6 protein-coding genes and 2 pseudogenes are annotated in these 12,554 nt (G+C 67.9%); 7 read left to right on the top strand and 1 reads right to left on the bottom strand.

Annotation, left to right across the window (positions count from 1 at the left end; translation table 11 throughout):
- Window positions 1-141: 141 nt before the first annotated feature.
- The gene (carA, locus tag LK409_RS04050) at window positions 142-1,296 is read left to right on the top strand and encodes a glutamine-hydrolyzing carbamoyl-phosphate synthase small subunit (protein WP_033448474.1); all 1,155 of its coding nucleotides are present in this window, start codon (window positions 142-144) and stop codon (window positions 1,294-1,296) included.
- Between the two features lie 10 nt (window positions 1,297-1,306).
- Window positions 1,307-4,549 (top strand): carbamoyl-phosphate synthase large subunit, encoded by a 3,243-nt coding sequence (gene carB / locus LK409_RS04055; protein WP_010927917.1) that lies wholly within the window; start codon window positions 1,307-1,309, stop codon window positions 4,547-4,549.
- A 61-nt stretch (window positions 4,550-4,610) separates the two neighbouring features.
- Here the strand turns inward: carB and LK409_RS04060 are convergent, their stop codons facing one another.
- Entirely contained in the window at window positions 4,611-5,831 is a 1,221-nt protein-coding gene (locus LK409_RS04060; RefSeq protein ID WP_010927279.1) for an ISL3-like element IS1001 family transposase, read from the bottom strand.
- A gap of 147 nt (window positions 5,832-5,978) precedes the next feature.
- Between LK409_RS04060 and arfB the strand changes: the two genes are divergently transcribed.
- The 5 genes and pseudogenes from arfB (at window position 5,979) to LK409_RS04085 (ending at window position 12,553) form a co-directional block, all read left to right on the top strand.
- Entirely contained in the window at window positions 5,979-6,395 is a 417-nt protein-coding gene (arfB, locus tag LK409_RS04065; RefSeq protein ID WP_003810909.1) for an alternative ribosome rescue aminoacyl-tRNA hydrolase ArfB, read from the top strand.
- A 70-nt stretch (window positions 6,396-6,465) separates the two neighbouring features.
- Window positions 6,466-6,738: pseudogene (locus LK409_RS04070) on the top strand (DUF2238 domain-containing protein); the annotation flags it as partial.
- Window positions 6,666-9,359, top strand: a complete 2,694-nt coding sequence (locus LK409_RS04075) for an inverse autotransporter beta domain-containing protein (RefSeq protein ID WP_311136340.1) — start codon at window positions 6,666-6,668, stop codon at window positions 9,357-9,359. The pseudogene LK409_RS04070 and the gene LK409_RS04075, both read left to right, overlap by 73 nt.
- Before the next feature lie 172 nt (window positions 9,360-9,531).
- Window positions 9,532-11,585 (top strand): annotated as a pseudogene (locus LK409_RS04080) (DNA internalization-related competence protein ComEC/Rec2).
- The gene (locus LK409_RS04085; RefSeq protein ID WP_003812410.1) at window positions 11,585-12,553 is read left to right on the top strand and encodes an alpha/beta fold hydrolase; all 969 of its coding nucleotides are present in this window, start codon (window positions 11,585-11,587) and stop codon (window positions 12,551-12,553) included. Before LK409_RS04080 ends, LK409_RS04085 begins: the two are co-directional and overlap by 1 nt.
- Window position 12,554: the final 1 nt, after the last annotated feature.

Genomic DNA, 12,554 nt, shown 5'->3' on the forward strand with positions numbered 1-12,554 from the left:
TGGGGACGTAGCGATGCCGGCATGGCCGTCGGCCCGGATGATCTGCCCGCGCAGCCTTGTCCGGCGCGCCATGCGGGGAAAATTGGCCGTCCAGGGTATAATCCGAAAGTTTGATTATCGATTCTGAAACCGGGGTTTACTGTGCTGCCGCAACTTTTTCCCGAGGGGATCAACCGCTTCCCTCCTGCAATTCTGGCTTTGGCGGACGGTACCATTTTTCGGGGCGTATCGATAGGCGCGCCTGGGCATACCGTGGCCGAAGTGGTGTTCAACACTTCGATGACCGGATACCAGGAAATCCTGACAGACCCGAGCTACGCCGGGCAGACCGTCATGCTGACCTATCCCCACATTGGCAATACCGGCGTCAATCCTGAAGACGTCGAGGCCAATCGTGTGTACGCCGCCGGTCTGGTGGTGCGCGACTGCCCGGCGCGCGTGTCCAATTTCCGCGCCACGCAATCGCTGCCCGAGTACCTGAACGCGCAAGGCATCGTCGCCATTGCGGGCATCGACACGCGCAAGCTGACCCGCATCCTGCGCGAGTCCGGCGCCCAGGGCTCGTGCATCCTGGTCGGCGAGGACGCCGAGCGCGCGGTCGAGCTGGCCCGCGGCTTTCCGGGCATGAGCGGCCAGGACCTGGCCAAGGTCGTCTCCATCAAGGAGCGCGCCGACTGGACCCAGGGCACCTGGGAACTGGGCTCGGGCTACACGCAGCCGGCCCAGGACCGCTTCCACGTCGTGGCCTATGACTATGGCGTCAAGAGCAACATCCTGCGCCTGCTGGCCGATCGCGGCTGCCGTGTCACGCTGGTGCCGGCGCAGACTACCGCCGAGGAAGCGTTCAAGCTGCAACCCGACGGCGTGTTCCTGTCCAACGGCCCGGGCGATCCCGAGCCGTGCGACTACGCGGTGGACGCCACGCGCGCCTTCCTGGAGCGCAAGCTGCCGGTGTTCGGCATCTGCCTGGGCCACCAGCTGATGGGCCTGGCGCTGGGCGGCAAGACCGTCAAGATGAAGACCGGCCACCACGGGGCCAACCACCCGGTGCAGGACGTGCAATCCGGGCGCGTCTTCATCACCAGCCAGAACCACGGTTTCGCGGTCGACGCCGCGACCCTGCCGGCCAATACGCGCGTCACGCACATTTCGCTGTTCGACGGCACGCTGCAGGGTTTCGAACTGACCGACCGGCCGGCGTTCTGCTTCCAGGGCCACCCCGAAGCCAGCCCCGGGCCGCACGACATCATCGTGCTGTTCGACAAGTTCATCAGCCTGATGGCCGGCCAGAAATAAAGATTCCACCATGCCCAAGCGTACAGATCTAAAAAGCATCCTCATCATCGGCGCCGGCCCGATCATCATCGGCCAGGCCTGCGAGTTCGACTATTCGGGCGCCCAGGCGTGCAAGGCGCTCAAGGCCGAGGGTTACCGGACCATCCTGGTCAACAGCAACCCCGCCACCATCATGACCGACCCCGAAACGGCGGACGTCACCTATATCGAGCCCATCACGTGGCAAGCGGTCGAGAAGATCATCGAGCGCGAGAAGCCCGATGCGCTGCTGCCCACCATGGGTGGCCAGACCGCGCTGAACTGCGCGCTCGACCTGGCCCACCACGGCGTGCTGAAAAAGCACAACGTCGAGCTGATCGGCGCCAACGAGCACGCCATCGAGAAGGCCGAAGACCGCCAGAAGTTCAAGCAGGCCATGACCGACATCGGCCTGGAATCGGCCAAGTCGGGCGTGGCCCACTCGATGGACGAGGCCTGGGAAGTGCAGCGCCGCATCGCGGCCGACATCGGCACGGCGGGCTTTCCCGTCGTCATCCGCCCCAGCTTCACGCTGGGCGGCTCGGGCGGCGGCATCGCCTATAACGCCGAGGAATTCGAGGTCATCTGCCGCCGCGGCCTGGAAGCCTCGCCGACCAAGGAGCTGCTGATCGAGGAGTCGCTGCTCGGCTGGAAAGAGTTCGAGATGGAAGTGGTGCGCGACAAGGCGGACAACTGCATCATCGTCTGCTCGATCGAGAACCTGGACCCGATGGGCGTGCACACCGGCGATTCGATCACCGTGGCGCCGGCCCAGACGCTGACCGACAAGGAATACCAGATTATGCGCAACGCGTCGATCGCGGTATTGCGCGAGATCGGCGTGGACACCGGCGGTTCGAACGTGCAGTTCGCGGTCAATCCGCAGAACGGCCGCATGATCGTCATCGAGATGAACCCGCGCGTGTCGCGTTCGTCGGCGCTGGCCTCCAAGGCCACCGGCTTTCCCATCGCCAAGGTCGCCGCGCGCCTGGCCGTGGGCTACACGCTGGACGAGCTGCGCAACGAGATCACCGGCGGCGCCACCCCGGCCTCGTTCGAGCCGACCATCGACTACGTGGTCACCAAGGTGCCGCGCTTCGCGTTCGAGAAATTCCCGCAGGCCGATGCGCGCCTGACCACCCAGATGAAGTCGGTGGGCGAAGTCATGGCCATGGGCCGTACTTTCCAGGAGTCGTTCCAGAAAGCCCTGCGCGGCCTGGAAGTCGGCGTGGACGGCCTGAACCAGAAGACCACCGACCGCGAGAAGCTGCAGATCGAGCTGGGCGAGCCCGGCCCCGAGCGCATCTGGTACGTGGGCGATGCCTTCGCCCAGGGCTTCACGCTGGACGAGGTGCACGGCCTGACGCGCATCGATCCGTGGTTCCTGGCGCAGATCAAGGAAATCGTCGACATCGAGCTCGCGCTCGAGCAGAAGACGCTGGCCGATCTCGACTACGCCATCCTGTGGGAGCTGAAGCGGTGCGGTTTTTCCGACCGCCGCCTGGCGTTCCTGCTGGATTCGTCCGAATCCGAAGTGCGCAAGCTGCGCCACCAGCTCAACGTGCGTCCGGTCTACAAGCGCGTGGACACCTGCGCCGCCGAATTCGCCACCAACACCGCGTACATGTATTCCACGTACGAGGAAGAGTGCGAGTCCCAGCCGACCGACCGCAAGAAGATCATCGTGCTCGGCGGCGGTCCGAACCGCATCGGCCAGGGCATCGAGTTCGACTATTGCTGCGTGCACGCCGCGCTGGCGCTGCGCGAAGACGGCTACGAGACCATCATGGTCAACTGCAACCCGGAAACCGTCTCGACCGACTACGACACCTCCGATCGCCTGTACTTCGAGCCGCTGACGCTGGAAGACGTGCTGGAAATCGTCCACAAGGAAAATCCGGTCGGCATGATCGTCCAGTACGGCGGCCAGACCCCGCTGAAACTGGCGCGCGCGCTCGAGGCCAACGGCGTGCCCATCATCGGCACCAGCCCCGAGTCGATCGACGTGGCCGAGGATCGCGAGCGCTTCCAGAAGCTGCTGAACAAGCTGGGCCTGCGCCAGCCGCCCAACCGCACCGCGCGCACCGAGGCCGAGGCCCTGGCGCACGCCAGCGAGATCGGCTACCCGCTGGTGGTGCGCCCCAGCTACGTGCTGGGCGGGCGCGCGATGGAAATCGTGCACGAGCAGCAGGACCTCGAGCGCTACATGCGCGAGGCCGTCAAGGTCAGCAATGACTCGCCGGTGCTGCTGGACCGCTTCCTGAACGACGCCACCGAAGTCGACGTGGACTGCCTGGCCGACGGGCAGACCGTGTTCATCGGCGGCGTCATGGAGCACATCGAGCAGGCCGGCGTGCACTCGGGCGACTCGGCGTGCAGTCTGCCGCCGTACTCGCTGTCGGCCGAGGTGATCGCCGAGATCAAGCGCCAGACCACCATGATGGCCAAGGCGCTCAACGTCTCGGGTCTGATGAACGTGCAATTCGCCATCCAGGGCGGCGACGTCTACGTGCTGGAAGTGAATCCGCGCGCCTCGCGCACCGTGCCGTACGTGTCCAAGGCCACCGGCCTGCAGCTGGCCAAGATCGCCGCGCGCGCCATGGCCGGCCGTACGCTGGCCGACCAGGGCATCACGCGCGAAGTCGTGCCGCCGTACTTCAGCGTCAAGGAAGCCGTCTTCCCGTTCGTCAAGTTCCCGGGCGTGGACACCATCCTCGGCCCGGAAATGAAGTCGACCGGCGAAGTCATGGGCGTGGGCAACAGCTTCGGCGAGGCCTTCGTCAAGTCGCAGCTGGCCGCCGGCGTGCGCCTGCCCGACTCGGGAACGGTCTTCATCAGCGTGCGGAACCAGGACAAGCCGCGCGCCGTCGAGGTCGCCCGCGGCCTGCACAACCTGGGCTTCAAGCTGGTGGCCACGCGCGGCACCGCAGCCGAGATCGAGGCCGCCGGCATTCCGGTGCAGGTGGTCAACAAGGTCACCGAGGGCCGTCCGCACATCGTCGACATGGTCAAGAACGGCGAAGTCTCGCTGGTGATCAACACCGTCGAAGAGCGCCGCAACGCCATCGCCGACTCGCGCACCATCCGCACCCAGGCGCTGGCCAACCGCATCACGTTCTTCACCACCATCGCCGGCGTGCGCGCCGCGGTGGAAGGCATGCAATTCATGCGCCAGGGGCTGGGCCTGCAGGTCTACCCCTTGCAGGAGCTGCACGCCGGGCTGACCGCGCAGTAAGGCGGCGCCTCGAACGTCCGCCCCATCCACGGCGCCATGCCGGGATGGGGTTTTTTTTGGTTCATCGCGCATTGCCGGGGAAGGCGGCACGGATTTTGAGGAAGAAGTATTCCTGGTCGCGGTAGCCGTAAGCGCGCCGCTTGATGACCTTGATAGTGTTGTTGATGCCCTCGACAATGCTGGTGTTCAGGGGATGTCGGCATCTGGCCAGGATGCCGTGCAGATAGCCTTTCAAGCGCTGAGCGAAGGTGTTCAAGGCGGCTATTCCGCTTTGCTCGGCCTGCTCGTACCAGTGGTTCCAGGCTTGTCTTGCCCAGGCAGGTCTTTGGTAGAACCAGAGCCGTTTGAGTTCGTCACGCAGGACATAGACCGTCAGCAGCGGCTGGTTGGCTTGCAGCAATTCGTCGAGCCGGACGGCCTGCTGCCGATCCAGGTTGTCACGGTTGCGCAGCAGCAGCCAGCGACTCGATTTGATGATCCTGCGTGCGGGACGATCCTGGCGTAGTTGATTGGCCTGATCCACGCGCACCCGATCAATGACCTCTCGTCCATACTTGGCCACGACATGGAACAAGTCATAGACGATCTCCGCCTGTGGGCTGTGGGCCTGGATCTCCAACTCGTAGGCGGTGGTCATGTCGATGGCAACGGCCTTGATGCGTTGGGCGGCCCCAGGCGGCAATTGTTCGAAGAACGCCCGGGCCGTCTCGCGTGAGCGTCCTGGGCCAATCCACAGCACCTGCCTGCCGATCGGATCGACCACCACTGTCGCGTAGCGATGCCCTTTGTGCAGGGCAAACTCGTCCATCGCCAAATACTCGATCTTGGACCAATCCGGTTCGCGCACCGACGCACGCAGCCGAGCCTTGTCCAGCGTCTTGACGGTATGCCAACCCAGCTCGAAGAACCTCGCCACCGCCTGCACGTTGCTCGATTGCAGCAATTGGCTGCAGGCCTGCGCCAGCCGATCCGTCACCCGTTGATATCGCCCCAGCCAGGCAAGCCGCTCCAGGCGCGGGCCGCCGCATTGCTCACACCACAAGCGTCGGCGCGGCACGTGCAGAACGACCCGATACTCGAATAACGGCAGATCTCGCACCCGTCGAACCGTGGTCTCATGCACCTGGCGACACCGCGCGCCGCACTGCTCGCACAGCATCACCTTGGCCGTTGGCTTCAAATAGATCGACAGCGTGCGCCCTGGGTCTTCGGGCCATTCCACGCGTTCGACGCCATAGCCCTGCCAGCCTCCCAGCGACTCCAGCAACTTGCGATCCAGCATCTCCCTGCACTCCTGATGGCAAATACCTGCCGTCAAGAATACGAAAACTTGCCAAACCCCTCCACGCTATTGCGCGATGAACCCTATTTTACCGGGCGGCGGCCCGGGCGTTTGCCGCCTTCGGCAACAGGCGTAGACTGGCGCCCTATGCTGCATGTATTGGGTTCCCTCTATCTGGACGAACGCGAGCTGGATTTCGACATGATCCGGGCGCAGGGCGCGGGCGGACAGAACGTCAACAAGGTGTCCAGCGCCATTCATCTGCGCTTCGATGTGCGTGCTTCGTCGCTGCCCGACAGCGTCAAGGAAACGGTGCTGGCATTGGCGGACCGGCGCATTTCCAGCGATGGCGTCATCGTCATCAAGGCGCAGACGCATCGCAGCCAGGAGAAGAATCGCGCCGATGCCGTCGAGCGCCTGCTGGCGCTGCTGCGCGAGGCCCTGCGGCCGGTGCGGCCGCGCCGCGCCACCCGGCCGACCCTGGGCTCGCAGCGCCGGCGCGTGCAGCGCAAGGTCCAGCACGGCGAAACCAAGCGCCTGCGCGGCAGGGTGCGCGATGACTGAAGCGCGCGCCGGGCTGTTTGCCCGCCGGCGCTATCTGCCGGCGCTGGCCGTGCTGTACGCGGCGCTGTAGCTGGCGCTGGCCATCGAGCCCCATGACCGCTCCGACTGGCTGCTCGAGAACGCCCTGGTGCTGGGGTTCGGCGTCGCGCTGTATGCGACGCGGCGCTGGTTCGTGTTCTCGCGCGTGTCCTACACCTTGATCTTCCTGTACCTGTGCCTGCACGCCGTGGGCGCGCACTACACCTATTCGCTGGTGCCCTACGATGCCTGGTGGCAACGCCTGACCGGCCACAGCCTGGACCAGCTGCTGGGCTGGGAGCGCCGACGCTGCGCCCGGCCCGTGTGGCGCAGGAGGAGGCGGGGCAGGATGCGGCATGGACCCGCAAGCTGGCCGCCCAGGCCGAGTCGCTGGCCCGGCGCCAGGCCGAGCGCCAACCCGGCGCCCGGGTCGACGGCGACTATCTCAAGCGTGAAGCGCAGGCCCAGGTCAATGATGTCTTGCGCGATGGCGTGAACCTGGCTCGGAAATCGGGTCTGCCCTTTCTGCGCAATCTGCAAGGCGGGTTGAGCCACGATTTCGAGTCGGGCCGCACGTCGCTGCAACTGAACACGATAGATGAGGTCTACCGCGCCGGACGCAACACGGGCCTGCTGCAGCTGGGGGCGCACAACCAGAACGATCGTCCCACGGCCAATGCGGGCGCGGTGTATCGGCGCGAGGTCAACGATGCGCTGATGGTCGGCGCCAACGGCTTCCTGGATTACGAGTTTGGCAAGCAGCATCTGCGCGGCTCCGTGGGGCTGGAGGTGATCGCGCCGGAGTTCAGCCTGTACGGCAATGTGTATGCGCCGCTGTCCGACTGGAAGGGCGCCAAGCGCAATAATCGTCGCGAGGAAAAGCCCGCCTCGGGCATGGATGTGGGGGTCGGCTACCGTCCGGCGTTCGCGCCCGGGCTGAGTCTGAGCGCGACGCATTTCCGCTGGAATGGCGACGAAGTGGACTACTTCGACAACGGCCGCACCCAGGCCGGCGCCAAGGGCTTCAAGGTCGGCGTGGAGTATCGCCCCGTGTCGCTGGTCAGCGTGGGACTGGAGCAGACCAAGGTGATCGGCGGCGGACGCGAAACCCGCATGCAGCTGGGCCTGAACATCAATCTCTCGGAACCGCTGTCCAAGCAATTGCGGCGCGACGCTTCGGGCACGCCGGCCTTCTCGCCCGACGCCCGGCGGCACGCCCTGGTCGAGCGCGAGAACCGCATCGTCCTGAACACGCGGCGCAAGGAGATCATTCTGCCGCTGGTCGTGAGCAAGGTCTCGACCCTGCAGGCCGATGGCCGGGTGACGGTGATCGGCGTGACCCAGCCGTTCGCGACGGTGACGGTGCGCATGCCCGACGGCATGACGGGCACCGCCACGGCGGATGCCAGCGGTCGTTTTGCCTATACCTCCGCCGGCGATCAGCCGTCCGGCGTCCTGGCGCTGCGCGCCCGTAACGCCGAGGGCGACAGCAGCCGCGAAGTGACTTATCGGTACGTCGACGAGGTGGTGCTGGGCGATCTGCAGGTCGCGGTGATGGCGCTGGTGCCGCTGCCGGCGGATCGCGCGCTGGAGGTACGGGGCAAGACCGAACCGAAGGTCGACGTCAAGGTGTCGTTTCCCAATGGCGAATCGGTGCTCGCCAAGGCGGATGCGAAGGGCCTGTTCACGGTGCGTTCGACGCGCAAAGTGACGCAGGGGAAAGTGCTGGTTCAGGCGACTCATCCGCAGACGCGCAAGGAAGCGCGTGCCGTCGCGGATTATCTGCCGCCCGCGACGCTCGCGCCGACGATCGATGCCGTGACGGCGCAAGCCGATACCGGCCGCGTGACCGTGACGGGCCAGGCGGAGCCGGGTGCGCAGGTGGACGTCCACTTTCCGGACGGCACCGCCAAGACCGTCGATGCCGGTGCCGACGGCGCCTATGCGGCGACTTCGGATGGCGACATGGTGGCGGGCGACATCCATGTGCAGGCCACCGACAAGGCGGGCAACCGGAGCCCCGAGGGCACCCGCGCCTATGTGGACACCGTGGACAAGACCCCGTCGGCCGCGCCGACGATCGTACGCGTGACGACCGACCGCTCCTCGGGCGTGGTGACGGTGGCGGGCACGGCGGATCCGGACAACGATGTGACGGTCCAGTTCCCGGATGGCGGGCGCAAGACCGTCAAGGCGGGCAAGGACGGCAGCTATTCGGTGACGTCCGACAACGACATTTTCTCGGGCATCATTCAGGTGTCTGCCAGGAACCCCGCCGGAAATGCCAGCCCGGAGGTGCGGCAAGACTACCGTGACGAATTCGTGCCGGCCAATGCGATCACGAACATCGAGACCAACTCGAGGAACGGTATCGTTACCGTCTCGGGCAAGACCTCGCCCGATGCGACCGTTGTGGTGAGTTTCCCGGGCGGCGACGAGGCGCGGACGCGGGCGAAGGGGGATGGCACTTTCAGTGTTTCCTCGCCCATGGACATCCCGCGGGGTGTCGTGTCGCTGAGCACGGAAGTCAATGGTGTCCAGACCGTCGTCGCGACGCGCACCTATGAGGATAAGTTCACGAAGGGAGGGCTGGATTTCACCGCGTTCCTGCCGTACACGCCGAAGTTCAACGGCGTCTCGACTTCGGACACCTCGGCGGTTCTCCTCTCCATTCCTCGGTACTTTTACTCGGGTGGCGCGCCCGTGGCCAAGGTCATGCCGCCGGAAGCGGACGGGAGTGAATTTGCCAAGCGGGCGGCCGCGGCCATGCGTGCCCAGGTGACGCCGGGCCGTGATTCGTCTGAGTACGACGTCAGGGTGAGCTGGCCCGCGGGAACCTTCACCCCGGCGGATGTGGGGCAGCGGGCCGACCTCGCGGTGAAGGTCTTCGACAAAGGCACCGGCAAATACATGCTGCTCCTGGCGCCGGTCAATTTTCCTTACTAAGCGCCGTAAGACGGGGGGCGCCGATGGGGCGCCTCCCACTGTCTGGCGAGCAGGCGGGTAGCACGACGGCGTCATATCCGCCTGGCCGGTCCAGGGTCCTGTGGCGATTACCGATGGATCGCCGCGTTCACAGCGCATCCGCGGCGGCCCGGCGCGCGCCTATCGTGTCGCTTTGACGGCGATGGATGCGGCGATGGGGCGGGCGATGGGGTGGGCCTTCGTGGCCGGCACGGCCATGGTGCAGGGGCTGGCGACGCTGGACGGCGTCGTGGGGTTCGCCTGCCTGGCGGCGCTGGGCGCGCTGGCGGCATGGCGGGCCGCGCGGCGGTCAGGCCGGTCATGGCGGGTCTGCCGCAAGCTGGTCTTGCCCGCGCTGGCCGCCAGCCTGGGCGTGGCGTCGGCCGCCGGACAGGCGCAGTGGCGGCTGGCCGATGCCGTCGACCCGGCACGCCACAATCGTGCGGCGCGGGTGGATGCGCGGGTGGCGCAGCTGGCGCAGGGCGATGCCGGGTCGCGGCGCTTCGTGGCGCGGCTGCCGGACGATCGGCCGGCAGGGCTGCCCGCGCGCCTGCTGGTCACGTGGCGGGCCCTGCCGGGCCAGGCGTTGCCCGAGGTCGTGCCCGGACAGCGCTGGCGCATGGCGCTGCGCGTGCGTCGCCCGCACGCCAGCCAGAATCCGCATGCCGCCGATACCGAGGCGCAGGTTGGAGCGTGCCGACGCGGCGCGCTTTTTTCATGCTGGCCGCGGTGGCGGCGGCGGTCGCGCTGCGCTGGCCGGCAACGCCCTCGCGCCTGCTGACGCTGGCTGCCGTCGCGGTGGCCGTGCTCGATCCATGGGCGCCGCTGGCGCCGGGCTTCTGGCTGTCGTTCGGCGCCGTGGCGGTGCTGGTCGGAACCGGGGCGGGCGCGCGGCCGCGCGGCATGCGGGCCCGCCTGCGCGCAGCGCTGCTGGGCTTCGGGCGCACGCAGATGGCGGTGACGCTGGCCTTGACGCCTTTGCTGGCCTTCCTGGTGCGCCAGGTGTCGCTGGGGTCGCCGCTGGCCAATGCTCTGGCGATTCCGGTGGTGAGCCTGGCGGTCACGCCGCTGGCCTTGCTGTGCGGGGCGCTGTCGGCGCTGCCGGGCGGGCAGGGGCCGGCCTGGCTGGCCGGCGCCGCGGGCCACGGGTTGTTCGCGCTGCTGATGGCGCCGGTGGGCTGGATAGGGCGTGCCGAGTGGTCCGGCCTGGACGTGGCGGCGGCGCCCTGGCCCTGGCTGGCCTTGGCGCTGGCCGGGGCGGCATGGGCCCTGCAGGCACCGGGCTGGCCGGCGCGCCATTGCGGCTGGCTGTGCATGCTGCCGCTGCTGGCGTGGCGCCCCGAGCGGCCGCCGCCCGGCTACTGGACCCTGACCGCGCTGGACGTGGGCCAGGGCGGCGCCGTGGTGCTGGAAACCGCGCGCCATGTGCTGCTGTTCGACACCGGGCCGCGGCACGGCGACGCCTCGGACGCCGGCGAGCGCGTGATTGCCCCGTTCCTGCGGGCGCGCGGCTACCGCCATATCGATACCCTGGTGGTGTCGCATGCCGACCTGGACCATACCGGCGGGTTGCGCAGCGTGCTGGCGGCCTTGCCGGTGGGGCAGGCCTACGCGTCCTTCGATCTGGCGGCGTGGCTGGCGCGCCAGGCACGGGTGCGGCCGGACGGCTGGCGCGCCGCGCCGCGCATGCCGCCGGCGACGCGCGGGTGCGAGGCGGGCGTGCAATGGCGCGTCGACGGCGTCCGCTTGCGCTTCGTGTATCCGCCGTCGCTTGCCGCGCCCTTGCCCTGGCGCAGCAGCAATGCGCGCAGTTGCGTGCTGCTGGTCGAAGGCGTCGGCCACCGCGCGCTGTTGACCGGCGACGTGGGGCTGGTCCAGGAGGCCGCGTTCGCGGCGGCGTTGCCGCCGGTGGACCTGGTGATGGCGCCGCATCACGGTTCGGCCATGTCGTCGGGGTCCTTGCTGACCGCCGCCACGCGGCCCGCGCACGCCATCGCGCAGGCCGGCTACCTGAACCGCTTCGGGCATCCGGCCGCGTCCGCGATCAATCGCTGGCGGCGGGCCGGCGCCGCCGTGTGGCGGACCGACCTGGACGGCGCGGTGCGGGCCGATTCGACGCCGCGCGGATTGTTCGCCAGCGGGCAGCGCCAGGTCGCGCGGCGCTATTGGCGCGACAGCCGCGCCGGTCCCGATGCGCCGCTGCGATAATGGGGCATCGCCGGCCGTCCGGGCCGCGGCGCGGAGACATCATGCAGGAACCTCGTCTGGATTTCGTTACGTGCGCCAGCCCCACTGGCTTTCATCGCATGGCCTATTGGGAATGGGGCGACCCGCTCAATGATCGCGTGCTGGTCTGCGTGCATGGACTGACCCGCACCGGCCGCGACTTCGACCATCTGGCGCGGCGGCTGGCCGGCCAGTGGCGGGTGGTGTGCCCGGACGTGGCCGGACGCGGCAAGTCCGACTGGCTGTCCAACCCCGCGCTGTACGCGGTGCCGCAGTATGTATCCGACATGGCGACGCTGATCGCGCGCGTGCGGCCCGCGACGCTGGCCTGGGTGGGCACCTCGATGGGCGGCCTGATCGGCCTGGGCCTGGCCGGCGCGGCCACCATGATGCGCCTGGCGCGCGCCATGCGCCCGCGCCCGGACGGCCTGCCGGCGCAGGCCGACGACCTGCGCCTGCACAGGCTGGTGCTCAACGACGTGGGGCCGCGCCTGAACGTCGAGGCCTTGCAGCGCATTGCCGGCAATGTGGCGGCGCAGGACAGCTATCCGACCTTCGAAGCGGCCGTGGCGGCCATGCGGCAGATCAGCACCACGTTCGGGCCGCATACCGATGCGCAATGGGACGAGCTGGCGCGCCATATCTATGTGCGGCAGGGCGGCGGCTGGGTCAGGCACTTCGACCCCGCGCTGGCCGTGCCGCTGGGCGCGCAAGTGGCGCAGGCCTTCGAGGCGGGCGAGCGCATTCTCTGGCAAGCGTACGACAGCCTGGATTGCCCGGTGCTGATCGTACGCGGCCAGGACTCGGACCTGCTGTCGGCGGCGACGGCGGCCGAAATGCTGGGGCGCAATCCGCGCGCGCGCCTGCACGAGGTGCCCGGCGTGGGGCATGCGCCCACGCTCATGACGCCCGAGCAGATCGAACCGATTGCCCGGTTCCTGCAGGAATAGC

It is taken from the genome of Bordetella parapertussis, from assembly GCF_020735925.1.
Taxonomy (GTDB): Bacteria; Pseudomonadota; Gammaproteobacteria; order Burkholderiales; family Burkholderiaceae_B; genus Bordetella; species Bordetella pertussis.